14 protein-coding genes are annotated in these 15384 nt (G+C 74.3%); 5 read left to right on the top strand and 9 right to left on the bottom strand.

Features of this window, described 5'->3' with window-relative positions:
* Positions 1–480 (top strand): DoxX family protein, encoded by a 480-nt coding sequence (locus tag ACZ50K_RS24475; RefSeq protein ID WP_468906739.1) that lies wholly within the window; start codon positions 1–3, stop codon positions 478–480.
* On the opposite strand, the gene ACZ50K_RS24470 is transcribed toward ACZ50K_RS24475, so the two are convergent.
* Positions 426–650, bottom strand: a complete 225-nt coding sequence (locus tag ACZ50K_RS24470; protein WP_468906737.1) for a hypothetical protein — start codon at positions 648–650, stop codon at positions 426–428. The two genes, ACZ50K_RS24475 and ACZ50K_RS24470, sit on opposite strands and share 55 nt — an antisense overlap.
* Positions 637–1944 (bottom strand): PspC domain-containing protein, encoded by a 1308-nt coding sequence (locus ACZ50K_RS24465; protein WP_468906735.1) that lies wholly within the window; start codon positions 1942–1944, stop codon positions 637–639. Before ACZ50K_RS24465 ends, ACZ50K_RS24470 begins: the two co-directional genes overlap by 14 nt.
* Before the next feature lie 131 nt (positions 1945–2075).
* Between ACZ50K_RS24465 and ACZ50K_RS24460 the strand changes: the two genes are divergently transcribed.
* On the top strand, positions 2076–3368 hold the full coding sequence (locus ACZ50K_RS24460) for an ATP-binding protein (protein WP_468906732.1): 1293 nt from the start codon (positions 2076–2078) through the stop codon (positions 3366–3368).
* Positions 3365–4045, top strand: coding sequence for a LuxR C-terminal-related transcriptional regulator (locus ACZ50K_RS24455; protein WP_468906729.1), 681 nt, complete (start codon positions 3365–3367; stop codon positions 4043–4045). The genes ACZ50K_RS24460 and ACZ50K_RS24455 overlap by 4 nt, the downstream gene beginning before the upstream one ends.
* 16 nt (positions 4046–4061) lie before the next feature.
* On the opposite strand, the gene ACZ50K_RS24450 is transcribed toward ACZ50K_RS24455, so the two are convergent.
* Entirely contained in the window at positions 4062–5141 is a 1080-nt protein-coding gene (locus ACZ50K_RS24450) for a C40 family peptidase (protein WP_468906727.1), read from the bottom strand.
* A gap of 94 nt (positions 5142–5235) precedes the next feature.
* A complete protein-coding gene (locus ACZ50K_RS24445) occupies positions 5236–5589 on the bottom strand; it encodes a hypothetical protein (RefSeq protein WP_468906724.1) in 354 nt (117 codons plus the stop codon).
* Positions 5590–5663: 74 nt separating this feature from the next.
* Between ACZ50K_RS24445 and pcrA the strand changes: the two genes are divergently transcribed.
* Positions 5664–8153 carry a DNA helicase PcrA gene (gene pcrA, locus ACZ50K_RS24440; protein WP_468906722.1) on the top strand — a complete coding sequence of 830 codons (2490 nt, stop codon included), beginning with the start codon at positions 5664–5666 and terminating at the stop codon, positions 8151–8153.
* 10 nt (positions 8154–8163) lie between these two features.
* Here the strand turns inward: pcrA and ACZ50K_RS24435 are convergent, their stop codons facing one another.
* Together ACZ50K_RS24435 and ACZ50K_RS24430 are read right to left on the bottom strand one after the other, a co-directional pair.
* Positions 8164–9714, bottom strand: a complete 1551-nt coding sequence (locus tag ACZ50K_RS24435; RefSeq protein ID WP_468906720.1) for a M23 family metallopeptidase — start codon at positions 9712–9714, stop codon at positions 8164–8166.
* A gap of 343 nt (positions 9715–10057) precedes the next feature.
* Entirely contained in the window at positions 10058–10897 is an 840-nt protein-coding gene (locus ACZ50K_RS24430; protein WP_468906718.1) for an esterase/lipase family protein, read from the bottom strand.
* 172 nt (positions 10898–11069) lie between these two features.
* Here ACZ50K_RS24430 and ACZ50K_RS24425 point away from each other — a divergent pair, with 172 nt between their 5' ends.
* Positions 11070–11474, top strand: a complete 405-nt coding sequence (locus ACZ50K_RS24425; RefSeq protein ID WP_468906716.1) for a cobalamin B12-binding domain-containing protein — start codon at positions 11070–11072, stop codon at positions 11472–11474.
* Between the two features lie 19 nt (positions 11475–11493).
* Here ACZ50K_RS24425 and ACZ50K_RS24420 read toward each other — a convergent pair whose 3' ends face one another.
* The 3 genes from ACZ50K_RS24420 to ACZ50K_RS24410 form a co-directional block, all read right to left on the bottom strand.
* On the bottom strand, positions 11494–12273 hold the full coding sequence (locus ACZ50K_RS24420; RefSeq protein WP_468906715.1) for an SDR family NAD(P)-dependent oxidoreductase: 780 nt from the start codon (positions 12271–12273) through the stop codon (positions 11494–11496).
* Positions 12274–12333: 60 nt separating this feature from the next.
* Positions 12334–13905: a DUF5691 domain-containing protein gene (locus tag ACZ50K_RS24415; protein WP_468906713.1), complete on the bottom strand. Its 1572-nt coding sequence runs from the start codon at positions 13903–13905 to the stop codon at positions 12334–12336.
* Positions 13906–14004: 99 nt separating this feature from the next.
* The gene (locus tag ACZ50K_RS24410; RefSeq protein ID WP_468906710.1) at positions 14005–15378 is read right to left on the bottom strand and encodes an SWIM zinc finger family protein; all 1374 of its coding nucleotides are present in this window, start codon (positions 15376–15378) and stop codon (positions 14005–14007) included.
* Positions 15379–15384 lie beyond the last annotated feature (6 nt).

Here is a 15384-nt window from a genome sequence, read left to right as displayed (position 1 = left end):
GTGACCCCAAACGATCTCAGGGAGCAGGCCTCCCGGTACGCATTGCTGCCGCTGCGCGTCTTCCTCGGCGTGACCTTCGTCTACGCGGGTCTGGACAAGCTCACCGACTCCGCGTTCCTCTCCGATTCCGGCCCCGGGTCGATCGGCGACCTGATGCGCGGGGTGCGGGACACCTCGGCGGTCCCCGGGCTGGTGGACCTGGCGCTGAACTCCCCGACCGGTTTCGCGGTGGTGCTGGCGATCGGGGAGCTGCTGGTCGGACTGGGCACCCTGGCCGGGCTGTTCACCCGGGTGGCTGCCCTCGGCGGGGCGCTGATCAGCCTGTCCCTGTGGCTGACGGTCAGCTGGCAGGTCACCCCCTACTACTACGGCAACGACCTGGTCTATCTGATCGCCTGGCTGCCGCTGGTGCTGGCCGGGGCGGCCTACTGGTCGCTGGACGGGCTGATCCGGTCCCGGCGGTCGCGCCGGACCGCGTAGGTGACCAGGCCGGCGAGGGCGGCGAGGGAGAGTCCGCCCACGGTCATCGGGACGATCACCCACCAGGCGAGGTCGGCCTCGCCGGTGGCGTCCAGCAGGTAGAGCGCTCCGGCCACCAGCAGGACCAGGCCGGCGATCAGCCGGCCGGGCTGGAACTCATGACGCCGCACGGGCCACCTCCACCTGTCCCACACCGGCCGTCAGGTGCAGTTCGATCGTGCCGCCGGCCTCGGTGCCGGCGGCGGGCGGCAGGGTCGCCGCCCTGCTCTGGTCGCGGATCCCCTCGATCCGGTCGGCCCGGTCGCCGGGCAGCTGGATGTCCCCGACCCGGACGCGGACGTCGGCGAGGGCGGTGACCTCGCGGGGCAGCACCACCTTGAGCTTCCCGGCGTCCAGGGAGGCGGTCACCGAGAGGGTGCTGCCCTTGGCCACGTCCAGCCGGCTGAGGTCCAGGGTGGCCATGCCGGTGTCCGCCCGGTAGACCGGCTTCACCTCGGAGACGGCGGCGGGCCGCCACTCGGTGCGCCGGATGTCGGTGCCGATGTCCCGGGGCAGCGCGGCCGCCCCGGCCAGCAGGGCGGCGGTCAGCAGGGACAGCAGTACGGTCCCGAAGCCGGTCCGGCCGCGGAGGGAGCTGACCGCCAGGCCCAGGCCGAACACGGCCAGCGCGCAGGCCAGTCCGATCTGGAGGGCGTGGCCGAGCGGATGGCCGTGCCAGGCGGCGGAGGTGCCGGCGGCGCCGGCCGCCACCGCGGCCACGAAGGTGCGGCCGCCGATCCCGCCGCGCGGCCGGGGCCGGGCGGGCCGGCAGCGGTCGGCCGCCCCGCTGTCGTGTCCGGAGCCGGTGTCCGCTCCGGCGGAGTCCCCGGCCGGCCCCCACAGGTAGCCGCTGCCCGGCGCCCCGTCCTTGCTGAGCGGGTCCTTCCACCAGGAGGGGCCGCCGGGGGTGGGCGGGGCCTGGGTCTCGGGGGGCACCTCGCCCGCCCCGGCCGACCGGGTCTGGGCCGGTTCGGCGACGGCCGCGGGCACGGTCCGGCGGCGCCGGGACCAGCGGGCCGCACCGGCCACGGCCAGGACCACCAGGACGGAGAAGAAGGTCAGCCCGCTGTTGTCCAGCAGCGACAGGAACACCGCGCAGCCGACCAGCGCGGCCAGCACGGCGGCCAGGGTGCCGCCCTCGACCCGTCCGGTGAGCAGCTTCTTCGCCTCGTTGTCCTCCTCCCCCTCGGCGGGGAGCAGCAGCCAGGCGAACCCGTAGAAGATCAGACCGAGGCCGCCGGTGACGGCGAGGACCCCGAGCACCACCCGGAACACCACCGGGTCGAGGTCGAAGTACCGGCCCAGTCCGCCGCAGACGCCCGCCAGGACCTTGTCGCGCTTGCTGCGGCGCAGCGGGGGGCGGCCGTCCGGGGCGGCCGGGGGTCCGGCCGGCCCCGGGGGCGCGGGGGTGTGCACGTCGGTCATGGGTCCATGGTGACGGCCGCCCGGACCGGCCGGTATCCGGCCCGACCCTGGCGCGACCCTGAGAAACCCCCGAGAGGAGTGGGGGGCTGCCCTGATGTCCCGTCCCGCCCCCGCGTGTGACCATCGGGAGCATGCCAGTGGTCGCAGCAGCCAGTACCCCGCACCCGTCGGACGCCGAGGAGCAGCCGCAGCGCAAGCTCTACCGCAGTGCCGACGGGCGGATGCTCGGCGGGGTCGCCCGCGGTCTCGCCGGTCATCTCGGGCTGCCGGTGATCTGGGTCCGGCTGGCCTTCTTCTGCCTGTTCGTCTTCGGCGACGGGCTGGGCGTCCTGCTCTACGCCGCGTTCTGGGTGTTCGTGCCGCTCGGGGTCGGCGGGAAGCCCGCCGAGGGCACCCTCTTCGAGACCCTGGCCGACGGCCGTCGACGGCTGCGCCGCCCGGACACCGGGCAGATCGTGGCGCTGGTGGTGCTGGCCGTCGGCGTGTCCATCTTCATCGCCAAGGTGCAGGTCGGCGGGGAGTCCGGCCGCTACCTGTGGCCGACCCTGCTGGTCGGCGCCGGGGTGGTGCTGGTGTGGCGGCAGGCCGACAACGCCCGCCGGGCGCACTGGACGGCGGCGGCCGGCCGCAACGCCCGGCTGCTCCAGGTGGGCCGGGCGTTCGCCGGGGTGGCCCTGGTCGGGGTCGGGCTCACGGTGTTCATCGTGGTCCGGGGCTCGGCCGCCCAGCTGGGGAACGTGCTGACCGCCACCCTGGCGGTCCTGGTCGGGGTGGCGCTGCTGGCCGGCCCCTGGCTGATCCGGATGACCCAGGACCTGTCCGAGGAGCGGCTGATGCGGATCCGGGCCCAGGAGCGGGCCGAGGTCGCCGCGCACGTCCACGACTCGGTGCTGCACACCCTCACCCTGATCCAGCGGAACGCCGAGGACCCCGGGGAGGTCCGGCGGCTGGCCCGGGCCCAGGAGCGGGAGCTGCGGAACTGGCTGTACCGGCCGGAGGGCACCGGCAAGGAGGAGGCGGAGGAGCCGGACACCCTGGCGGAGGCGGTGAAGCGGACCGCCGCCGAGGTGGAGGACCACCACGGGGTCCCGATCGAGGTGGTGGTGGTCGGCGACTGCCCGCTCGACGAACGGCTGGCCGCCCAGGTGCAGGCCGCGCGCGAGGCGATGGTGAACGCGGCCAAGTACGGTGGCGAGGGCGGGCCGGTGCAGGTGTTCGCGGAGGTGGAGGGCCGGACGGTGTTCGTGTCCGTACGGGACCGGGGGCCGGGCTTCGACCTCGACGCGGTCCCGGACGACCGGATGGGCGTGCGAGAGTCGATCATCGGCCGGATGCAGCGCAACGGCGGGACCGCACGGCTGCGGTCCGCGGCCGGCGGGGGTACGGAAGTCGAGCTGGAGATGGAGAGGGCGGGCACGCAATGAGCGAGGCGGCAGTGGAGCGACGGGTGCGGGTGGTGCTCGTCGACGACCACCGGATGTTCCGTACCGGCGTGCAGGCGGAGATCGGCGAGACCGCCCGGACCGGGGTCGAGGTGGTCGGCGAGGCGGCCGACGTGGACCAGGCGGTGACCGTGATCACCGCCACCCGGCCCGAGGTGGTGCTGCTCGACGTGCACCTGCCCGGCGGCGGCGGGGTGGAGGTGCTGCGGCGGTGCGCCCCGCTGATGGCCGCCGCGGTGGACCCGGTGCGTTTCCTGGCGCTGTCGGTGTCGGACGCGGCGGAGGACGTCATCGGGGTGATCCGGGGCGGCGCCCGCGGCTACGTCACCAAGACGATCACCGGCGCCGATCTGGTGGACTCGGTGTTCCGGGTCCAGGAGGGCGACGCGGTGTTCTCGCCCCGGCTGGCCGGGTTCGTGCTGGACGCCTTCGCGTCCACGGACGCGCCGCCGGTGGACGAGGACCTGGACCGGCTGACCCAGCGGGAGCGGGAGGTGCTCCGGCTGATCGCCCGCGGCTACGCCTACAAGGAGATCGCCAAGCAGCTGTTCATCTCGGTGAAGACGGTGGAGTCGCACGTCTCGGCGGTGCTCCGCAAGCTCCAGCTGTCGAACCGCCACGAACTGACCCGCTGGGCCACGGCCCGCCGCCTGGTCTGAGCACCCCGCCCGCCCGTCAGGCGGGTCGGGAGGCTCCGGCCCAGGGCATGGAGTCGATGGGGGCCACCCGGACCGTGGAGCCGGTGCGCGGGGCGTGGATCATCTTGCCGCCGCCGATGTACAGCCCGACATGGCTGATCCCGGAGTAGAAGAAGACCAGGTCGCCCGGGGCGAGCTGGCTGCGGCTGATCCGGCGCCCGGCGTTGATCTGGGTGTAGGTGGTGCGCGGCAGGGCCACCCCGGCGGCCCGCCAGGCGGCCTGGGTGAGTCCGGAGCAGTCGAAGGACCCGGGTCCGGTGGCCCCCCAGACGTACGGTTTGCCGATCGCCCCGTAGGCGAAGGACACCGCGCGGGCGGCCCGGGAGCCGCCGGGTGCCGGGGGAGGGGCCGGGTCGGCCTTCGGGGTGGCGCCGGGCCGGGGCGCGGGGGGTTCGGGCCGGGCGGCGGGGCCGGAGTCGGGGTCCTGCGCCTCGTAGGCGGCCCGTTCCTCGGCGGTCAGCCGGGCCAGCAGGCGTTCGGCGGCGGTCAGCCTGGACTCCACCGCCGCCTTGTGCCGGGCGAGCTGGGCCTGCTCCCCGCGGAGCTCGGCCAGCTGGGCGGCGGCCTGGGCGCGCAGGGCCTCGACCTCGCCGAGCTGGCGGCGCACGGCGGCGATCCCGGCGGCCTGGCGGTCCCCGGTGCGGGCCAGGAAGGCGGCCCGGTCCAGGTACTCCTGGGGGTCGTCGGCCAGGGCCAGCTGTACGGCCGGGCCGAGGGCGCCGGTGCGGTACTGGGAGGCGGCGAGCGAGCCCAGGGCGTTGCGGGCGGTGTTGAGCCGGTCGGTCTTGCGGGCGGTGCGCTCGCGCAGCACGGTCAGGGACCGTTCGGCCCGGTCGGTCTTCTCCTTCGCCCCGTTGTACCGCTCGGTCGCGGCCTCGGCCTCCTCGTAGAGCCGGTCCACCTCGGCCTTGACCTGGGCCGGGGTGAGCCGGGGCTCCGCGTGGGAGGACCCTTCGAACGCGGTGGCGGTGGCAGCGCCCGCGAGGGCGAGGGTGGCGGCCCTGCGGAGGGTGCCGCCGGAGAGCGGGCGCTGCCTGGGCTTTCGATGACTGGCCACGGGGGGCGTCCTTCCGTTCGTCTTGGGGGAGGACGCTAAACCCGAAGGTAACGGGGAGATGACGAGATGCCCCGAACTGATCGGATGTGACCGATCAGTTCCAGAGGACGGCGATAAAGATATTGACCATGGTCAGACCGCCGACCGTGGCGAACAGCCCCTTCTCCACCCGCTCCTCGTCCCGCTTCACGTAGACCAGCGCGAGGATCACGAACAGCAGGGCGAGCTTCACCCCCACCTTGACGTTGTTCACCGGGTCGCCGTCCATCTCCCGGAACCCGACCAGCGCCACACCCGTGACCAGCATGGTCAGCGCACCGTGCAGCATCGCGGGGACGAACCGGGCGGTGCCCGCCCCCATGGCCTTCATCTGGGTCAGGAAACCGCCCAGCAGCGAGGCGATGCCGATGATGTGCAGGCCGACGAAGACATTGATGAGGACATCCATGCGCCCGAGGGTACGGGGCCGAATTCCGGCGGCCGGACCCGGCTGTCGGCGACGAGCCCTAGACTCGTCAAGCGATGAGCAGCCTCTTTGACGACAGCTTCCTGGCGGACCTCACCCCCTCCCCCGAGGAGCCGCCCCCGCCGCCCGAGGACCACGCCCCCGAGACGGGCGCGGACGACCTCTTCGGGGGCCGGTTCGACGCGCCCATGAGCGGCGACCGGTACTACCGGGACGGCGCCCCCAAACCCGTCATCGACCCGGCCACCCTGCTCGACGGGCTCAACGAGCAGCAGCGCGCCGCCGTGGTCCACGCGGGATCCCCGCTGCTCATCGTGGCCGGCGCCGGCTCCGGCAAGACCCGGGTGCTCACCCACCGCATCGGCCACCTGCTCGCCGCCCGCGGGGTCCACCCCGGCCAGATCCTCGCGATCACCTTCACCAACAAGGCCGCCGGCGAGATGAAGGAGCGCGTGGAGGACCTGGTCGGCCCGCGCGCCAACGCCATGTGGGTCTCCACCTTCCACAGCGCCTGCGTCCGGATCCTGCGCCGCGAGTCCAAGCGGCTCGGCTTCACCTCCTCCTTCTCGATCTACGACGCGGCCGACTCCAAGCGGCTGATGGCCCTGGTCTGCCGCGACCTCGACCTCGACCCGAAGAAGTTCCCGCCGAAGTCGTTCAACGCCAAGATCTCCAACCTGAAGAACGAGCTGATCGACGAGGACGCCTTCGCCGGCCAGGCCGCCGACGGCTTCGAGAAGACCCTCGCCCAGGCCTACGCCCTCTACCAGGGGCGGCTCCGCGAGGCGAACGCCCTCGACTTCGACGACATCATCATGACCACGGTGCACCTGCTCCAGGCCTTCCCCGAGGTGGCCGAGCACTACCGCCGCCGCTTCCGGCACGTCCTGGTCGACGAGTACCAGGACACCAACCACGCCCAGTACACCCTGGTCCGCGAGCTCGTCGGCACCGGATACCCGGACCTGCCGCCGGCCGAACTGTGCGTGGTGGGCGACGCCGACCAGTCGATCTACGCCTTCCGCGGGGCGACCATCCGCAACATCCTCCAGTTCGAGGAGGACTACCAGGACGCCACCACCATCCTGCTGGAGCAGAACTACCGCTCCACCCAGACCATCCTCTCCGCCGCCAACGCCGTCATCGAGCGCAACGAGAACCGCCGCGCCAAGAACCTGTGGACCCAGGCCGGCACCGGCGCCGGGATCACCGGATACGTGGCCGACACCGAGCACGACGAGGCCCAGTTCGTCGCCGAGGAGATCGACCGGCTCACCGACGCCGGCGACGCCAAGGCCGGCGACGTGGCGATCTTCTACCGCACCAACGCCCAGTCCCGCGTGTTCGAGGAGATCTTCATCCGGGTCGGCCTGCCCTACAAGGTGGTCGGCGGCGTCCGGTTCTACGAGCGCAAGGAGGTCCGGGACGTCCTCGCCTATCTGCGGGTGCTGGCCAACCCGGAGGACAACGTCCCGCTCCGCCGGATCCTCAACGTGCCCAAGCGCGGCATCGGCGAGCGCGCCGAGGCCATGGTCGACGCCCTGGCACTGCGCGAGCGGATCACCTTCCCGCAGGCGCTGCGCCGCGTGGACGAGGCGTACGGAATGGCCGCCCGCTCCACCAACGCGGTCAAGCGGTTCAACGTGCTGATGGAGGAGCTCCGCACCATCGCGGACTCCGGCGCCGGCCCCGCCGTGGTGCTGGAGGCGGTGCTGGAGCGGACCGGCTATCTGGCCGAACTCCAGGCCTCCACCGACCCGCAGGACGAGACCCGGATCGAGAACCTCCAGGAACTCGCCGCCGTGGCCCTCGAATTCGAGCAGGCCCGCAGCGAGGACGGCGCCGAGGGCGCGGGCACCCTGGCCGAGTTCCTGGAGCGGGTGGCGCTGGTCGCCGACTCCGACCAGATCCCCGACGAGGACACCGAGGGCACCGGGGTGATCACCCTGATGACCCTGCACACCGCCAAGGGCCTGGAGTTCCCCGTGGTGTTCCTGACCGGCATGGAGGACGGGGTCTTCCCGCACATGCGGGCCCTGGGCCAGACCAAGGAACTGGAGGAGGAGCGCCGGCTCGCCTACGTGGGCATCACCCGGGCCCGCGAGCGGCTCTACCTCACCCGGTCCAGCATGCGCAGCGCCTGGGGCACCCCCTCCTACAACCCGCCCTCGCGGTTCCTGGAGGAGATCCCCGACCAGTACCTGTCGTGGAAGCGGACCGGCGCGGTGCAGAAGCCGGCCGGCCCGATCACCGGCGGCCGCGGCTCCGGCTCCGGGACCGGCAGGTCCTCGTTCGGGACCTCCCCGGAGGCGTTCCTGTCCTCCTCGCGGACCAAGTCCGGTCCCTCCGGCTTCGCCACCCGCCGGACCGCCGACAAGCCGGTGATCGCGCTGGCGGTGGGGGACCGGGTCACCCACGACCAGTTCGGTCTGGGCACGGTCATGGAGGTCCGGGGAGCGGGCGCGGACGCGCAGGCCACCGTGGACTTCGGGGACGAGAAGCCGAAGCGGCTGCTGCTGCGCTACGCGCCGGTCGAGAAGCTCTAGAGGAGACGGCCTAGTTCGGGTTCAGGCCGTGGCTGCGCAGCCAGGTGGCGGGGTTGATGGCGGCCCCGCCGCCGGGCCGCACCTCGAAGTGCAGGTGCGGGCCGGTGGAGTTGCCGGAGTCGCCCGAGTAGGCGATGACATCGCCGGCCTGCACCTTGCCGGAGCGGATCTTGGTGCTGCTGAGGTGGCAGTACCAGGTCTCGGTGCCGTCGGGTGAGGTCACTATGGCCATGTTGCCGTAGGCACTGTTGAACTGGGTGCGCACGGTGCCGTCGGTGGCCGCCATCACGGGGGTGCCGTAGCCGACCGGGAAGTCGATGCCGGTGTGCACGGACATCCACATGCCGCCGGACTGGCCGAACCCGGCGCTCAGACCGTGCCGCTTGACCGGGAGCGCGAACTTGGGCCGGAGCGCCTCCTTGCGGGCCGCTTCCTCCGCCCGCTTCTTGCGCTCCACCTCCTGGCGCACCCGGAGGTCGATCCGCTCCTGGGTGCGGCTGGCCCGGTCCGCGAAGTCCCCGGCGTCAGCGCTGAGCGCGGCGAGCTGGGTGTCGAGCTTGTTGTTCGCGGCGAGCGGCTTGATGGAGGCCGGGTCGGGCGCGGAGGCGGTGACGATCTCGTCGCCGGGCTTGTCGGCGCCACCGGTCAGACCGCCGACGGAGGCGGCGGCGACACCCGCGACACCCATCACACAGGCCGAGGGCACGGCCACGGTCAGCAGCGCGGAACGCTTGGCCTTCACCGGGGTGCGGCGACGGCCGCCGCCGGCCACCGGGGCGGCGGAACGGCCGACGCCACCGCTCTTCCCGCCACCGCTCTTGGCACTGCCGTTCTTGCCGGCGGCCCGGCGGGCGGCGCGCGGCACCGGGGCCGGCCCGGGCTCGTCCGCGGCCGGCTGCTGCGGCATGGTCTGGGTCTCGGCGGCGTGCAGGGTCCCGGCCGCCGGGTCCGGGTCCGGCTCGTACTCCTCGTACGGCTCGAACCGCCCGTCCTGCTCGAACCGCTGGTCCTGCTCGGGGGTGATGACCTCGAAGACGGCGGTCGGGGTGGGGGCGGCGGCGGTGTCCTCGGCGGTCTCGGCCGCCGGGTAGGCCTCCTGCTGGTAGCCGTCCTGCTGGTAGGAGTCCTGCTGGTAGGTGTACTCCTGCGCGAGCGGGTACTCCGGGGCGGCGGTGTTCCAGGCGGTGGCGTCGTAGGCGCCGGTCTCGGTGCCGAGGGCGGCGGTGCCGTAGCCGGGCAGGGCCCAGTGGCCGCTCTGGTCGGCGGAGTTGCCGTAGAGGTCGTAGCCCTCGTGGCTCTCGTGGCCGAGGGGGTCGGTCTGGACCGGCTGGTACTCAGGGTATCCGGTGTACTCGCCGTAGGCGGAGGGCGCGGCGGGGGCGGAGTATCCGGTGTGCGCCGGATATTCGGTTGCCGCGGCCTGCTCCGGGGCGTACCACTGACCGGTGGCGTCCTGCGGGACCGACTGCGTGGGGATGGCCGAGGCGGCCGAGGCCCAGGCGGTGGTGTCGTAGCTCCCGGTGGCCTCGTAGGAGGCGGCGTACGGGGCGAACCCGCCCATGGGGCCGAACCCCTGAGCCTGCGTTTCAAAGGAAGCGTACGAGCTGTCACCAGCGAAAGTGGTGGTGGTAAGGCCGTCGTAACCGTTATCCGGGTACTGGCCCGACGAGGGGCGGTCGTTCACCAACTTCTCTTTCGCCTCGGCAGTGGGGGGCCTGGGTGGCCGGGGGTTTGAGACCCCGGAGGAGAGCAGTGGCGTGACTGTACCCGGCGGTCACCAGCGACGACAATCTTCGACGGCTTCCGTCCCCTCAGGAACCGGGCATTCGGCCGCCTTTCGGTCGGCCGGAGGGAGACCCTTGGCCTTGAGTTCGAAATCCGTTCGACTCTCGGTGGCCCGTGGTTCAGGCGACGGAGGTGGATCCGGAGGCGGTTCCGGAGGCCGGCTTCCGTGCCTCGGAGGGGGCCCGGAGGGGTCCGTCCAGGGCCCGGCGGACCGCTGCGATCACCGTGGGATGGGCCGGCATGGCCAGGTGCCCGATACCGGTGACCTGCACGTTCTCCACGATCAGATCCGGATGGTCGAGACGGGCCGAGGCGGCCGGCGCGGTGATCCGGTCGAACTCGCTCCAGAAGGCGACGAACCGGGTCCGGCAGCCGGGAGCGGGAGCCCGGAGCTCCGCCAGCACCGCCGACTCCGGACGCAGCTGCCGGACCACCGGGTGCGCGTCCATGAACGGGGCGACGGTGGTGCCCGAGTGCGGGGTGCCGAGGGTGACCAGGATCCGCACCCGGGAGTCCCCGCCGAGGCGCTGCACGTAGTAGCGGGCGATCAGACCGCCGAGGCTGTGCCCCACCAGATCGATCCGGTCCCGGCCGGTGCGGGCGCACAGCTCCTCGACCCGCCGGCCCAGGTCCCGGGCGGCCGCCCGCAGATCCAGGGTCATCGGGGAGTAGTTGTGCGTCTCCACCCGGCGCCCGCCGGGTCCGGCCAGGGCGCGCCGCAGCAGGACGAACACCGACCGGTTGTCCGCGAACCCGTGCAGCAGCAGGGCGGGTGTCCGGGTCCGGGATGCCCCGGTGGCGCGGTCCGGTTCCGGCTCCGGTGGGGTCACTGCCTCCTGCCGGATCCCGGTGGGGTAGAGCAGCAGATGGCCGGCCAGCACCAGCAGTTCCAGCGCGGCGGCCCGCAGCGCGGCACCGGACACCGGGAGGGCGAGGGCGTGCGGGAAGGAGAGCCCCATGAGAAGCCCTCCCCGCGATGCGCCGACAGCTCCACCGTGCCGGGCGGCTGTCGGCACGGTGGCGCTGCACCCCGTACGGTGCCTGCTCTGTGATTTCCCCCTCCTGGTTGACCGCGAAACGGTGTCGTGCGGGATGCTGTACTTAACGTTCGTTCACTCGGGAGGCAGTGCGATGGGTGTGACCGGTCCGATCCGTGTGGTGGTGGCGAAGCCGGGTCTCGACGGCCACGACCGCGGCGCGAAGGTGATCGCGCGTGCGCTGCGCGACGCGGGCATGGAGGTCATCTACACGGGCCTGCACCAGACCCCCGAACAGATCGTGGACACCGCCATCCAGGAGGACGCCGACGCCATCGGGCTGTCCATCCTCTCGGGCGCCCACAACACCCTGTTCGCCAAGGTGCTGGAGCTCCTGAAGGAGCGGGACGCGGAGGACATCAAGGTCTTCGGCGGCGGGATCATCCCGGAGGACGACATCGCCCCGCTGAAGGAGAAGGGCGTCGCCGAGATCTTCACCCCCGGCGCCACCACCACCGCCATCGTGGACTGGGTCAACGCCCATGTCCGGCAGGCCTGATCAGGCCTGCCGGGCCTGATCAGGTCAGGTTCAGCCCGCCGTCGAGGATGATGACCTCGCCGGTCAGGTAGCCGTTGGCGATCACCGAGGCCACCAGGTCGGCCACATCGGCGGGCCGGGCCGGGCGGCGCATCGGCGCCCGGTCCCGCCACAGGGCGTGGACCGCCGTCCAGTCCTTGGTCATGGGGGTGTCCACCAGCCCGGGCGCGACCGCGTTGACCCGCACCTCGGGGCCCAGCGCGGCCGCGAGCAGCCGGGTCACGTGGTTCAGGGCGGCCTTGCTCGCCGCGTAGGGGACGGAGGATCCCTTGGGGCGCACTCCGGCATGGCTGGTGATGTTCACGATGCTGCCGCCGGCCGGTGCCCGGCGCAGCGCGGGCAGGGCGGCGGTGCAGAGCACCCAGGGGGCGATCAGGTTGACCTCCAGCAGTTCCCGCCAGGCGGCCGGGGTGGCCGCAGCCAGGTCCTCGTGCGGGATGGGCCGGCTGATGCCCGCGTTGTTCACCAGGACGTCCAGCCGCCCGAAGCGGGCGAGCGCGGCTTCGACCAGTCCGCGGGCCTCCTCCTCCACCGCCAGGTCCGCCCGCAGATAGGTCCCGCCGAGCTCGGCCGCCAGGGCCTCCCCGGCCGCGGTGCTCTGCCGGGAGTGCACGACGACCCGCATCCCGTCCGCCGCCAGCCGGCGGGCCACCGCCTCCCCGATCCCCGAGGCGGACCCGGTGACCAGCGCCACCGGCCGTTCCTCCCCGCCCCCCGCCCCCGTACCGCCGACTGCTCCCGTGCCGTCTCGCGTGTCCATGGCCGGGGATCTTCGCACGGCCGCCGCCGCCCCGCCCGTCCGGGTGCGGCAGGGCGCGGATCACGGTCCCGGTGGGGCCAGTTCGGAGAACATGGCGGCGCGGAGCCGGAGTGTGGCCAGCAGCCGCTGGAAGGCCTCCGACCAGTACGCCTCCGCGCCGCCCGCCGCCGGGTCCTCGGGGGCGGGCGGCAGGGCCGCCTCCAGCCGGCCGGCCTCCGCCGGGTCCAGGCAGCGCTCCGCGAGTCCCATCACTCCGCTGAAGCTCCACGGATAGCCGCCCGCCTCCCGGGCCCGCTCCAGCGCGTCGACCACCGCCCGGCCCAGCTCCCCGGCCCAGGGGACCGAGCAGACCCCGAGCAGCTGGAAGGCCTCCGACAGTCCGTGCGCCCGTATGAACCCCGCCACCCAGGAGGCGCGTTCCCCTTCCTCCAGGGTCTCCAGCAGCTTGGCCCGCTCGGCCAGCGAGGCGGTGCCGGGGCCGGCCGCCGGGGGGTCGGCGGGTGCGCCCAGCAGGGCCCGGGACCAGGCCGGATCCCGCTGCCGGACGGCCGCCCGGCACCAGGCGGCATGCAGTTCCTCCGCCCAGCCCTCGGCCACCGGTGCCGCCACGATCTCCGCCGGACCCAGGCCGCCGAACCGCCCGGACCAGCGGTGCAGCGGGGCCGCCTCCACCAACTGGCCGAGCCACCAGGCGCGTTCGCCCCGACCGGCCGGCGGGCGCCTGATCACCCCGTCCCGTTCCATCTCCGCGTCGCAGACCGCCGGCGGGACCACCCCTTCCGGGCCCACGCAGGCCAGGGCCCGCTCCGCCATCCGGCCGGCCAGCGCGGACCGGGGCAGCGCCGACAGGAGTTCCGCGGCCAGCGCCCGCACATTGCGGCTGCGGTCTCCCAGCGCCTTCTCCAGGAACGGCTCGTCGCGCTCGGAGAGCCCCGCCCGCAGCGAGTCCAGGAACAGCAGCCGGTCCTCGGCCCGTTCGGCCGGCCAGGTGGCCGCCAGCAGGTCGGCGGCGGCTCCCGGGTCCGCCGCCCGGACGGTGGTCAGCAGGGCCACCCGCTCGGCGAACAGGCCCTCCTCCCAGAGGAGGTAGACCGCCGCCCGGTCCCCGGGGTCGGGCAGCTCCGGGCCGCCGGCCCCGCCGCGCAGCGCGAACCGCCAGTCCGGGTTGAGCCGGGCCAGCCAGCGCCCCCGGGGCCCGGCCAGGGCCAGCGCCTGCGGCCGCAGATCGGTACGGGCCCGGGCCGCGTCCAGCAGCGCGGGCAGCAGGGCGGCCGGGGCCCGGTAGCCGTGCCGGCCCGCGGCGGCCAGCCACTGGGGCAGCAACTCGGTCAGATCGGGGGCCGAACCCCGCCGGGCCCCCGCCCCGCCCCGGCCGGCCAGCAGCTGGGCCAGCCGGAGCCGGGCCGGCTCGGGCGGCTCCGGCCGGGGGTCGGCCCCGGCCGGCTCCGGCCGGGCCCCCGCCACGGCCGGCCGCAGTCCGGCCCGCCGCCGCACCGTCCGCACCGCGGCCTCGGCGAGCAGTTCCCCCGGGCCGCCGCCGCGTCTGCGGTCGGTGCCCAGCAGCGCGGCGCCGACCAGTCCCTCCCAGTCCCGCCATTCGTCCGTCCCGTGCCGTTCCTCCGGGTCGTTCATGGGTTCCCCTCCCACTGTCGCCGGTGCCGCCCCGGTCCCGCCCCCTCCGCGGGACCGGGGCGGAGCCCCTCGGTCCTCAGGTCGCGTGGTTGTCCTCGCTCACGCCAGCGATACCGGTTCCCCCCTCCCCTCCTGCCAGGCCGTCAACGGCACGAACCCCCGGTGACCGCACTCCCCGAACACCGTCACCGGCCCGCCCCCGGACAGTGCGGCCAGCCGCCACAGGCCCGATCGCTCCCGCCCCCCGGCGAGGCGCACGGGCAGGGCGTCCCGGCCGTCGGCGTCGGCCAGCTGCCAGCCCGGTTCGCCCGGGACCGGCACCACCGGACCCAGCACCACCGGCCAGGACTCCAGCCAGGGGTCCTCGCGCAGGGCCGCGCCGTACCCGTCGAGGGCGGTGCCCGCGCTCACCCCGGGCGGCGGTCCGGCCTGCGGGGCCGGGGCTGCGGACCGCTCCCCGAGGTCGGCCCGCAGTCCCGCCGACCCGGGCCGGAACCGGGCCTCCGCCGCCACCGCCAGCCCGACCGGCAGGGCCAGCCGGGGCGGCCTGCCGGGCGGGCCGTAGTCCAGTACCAGAGCGGTCCGTCCGCTCTCCAGGCCGCGCAGCCAGATCCGCCGGGTGGTCAGCCGGCCGTCGGCGGCGGCCGTGTCGTACTGGGCGAGGACCAGCCAGTGGTCCCGGACCGTGGCCGCCCCCGCGGCCCCGGCCGCCCCCGCCGTGGCCGTCCCCTCCGCGGCCGCCGGGAGGCCCACCCGGGTGCGGACGGTGGCGGCGAGCGGGGCGGGCAGGTCGGCCACCCCCAGCCAGGCCCGGTCCAGCAGGTGGAGCAGCGCGCACTCCTCCAGCATCCGGCCCGGCCAGCCCGGACCGGAACTGGGGATGGTCCCCAACTCGCGCACCCGGGCGGCCAGTCCGGGGGCCTGGGCGTCGACCATCCGGGCCGCGGTCTCCTCCCAGGGGGCGTATCCCGACTGCTCCTGGCCGGCCAGGCCGCCGCGCAGCAGGTCGGCCAGCCGGCGCTCCAGTTCCGAGACCCCGGCGCCGATCCGGGCGGCCCGCCGCTCGGCCCGCTTCCGGGCCGCCTCCGGGTCGGCGACGGCCGGCGCGGGGGCCGCCGCCGCGGCCGCCCGCTCGGCCCGGCCGGCCAGCCACTGCTCCGCCCAGTCCGGCACCCCGGCGGGCTCCCCCAGCCCCTCGGCGGCCCAGAGCAGCAGCAGCCCCAGGGCGTGCTTGCAGGGGAACTTCCGGCTCGGGCAGGAGCAGGAGTACGCCGGCCCGGTCAGGTCCACCACCGTCCGGTACGGAGTGCTCCCGCTGCCCTCGCACCACCCCCACAAAGAACCGGAAGCGGAAGCTCCGGTCCGGGACCACGGAGCCGCCGCGCCGAGCCTGCCCCCCGCCTTGCGTGACGCCTCGTCAGGAGCCAGAGCCAGTACCTGTTCCGCCGTCCAGCGGACCCCCTGCTCAGTCATGGGAAC

The sequence above is a fragment of the Streptomyces sp. NPDC033845 genome (assembly GCF_055576225.1).
This window is presented reverse-complemented; position numbering and strand designations above follow the sequence as displayed.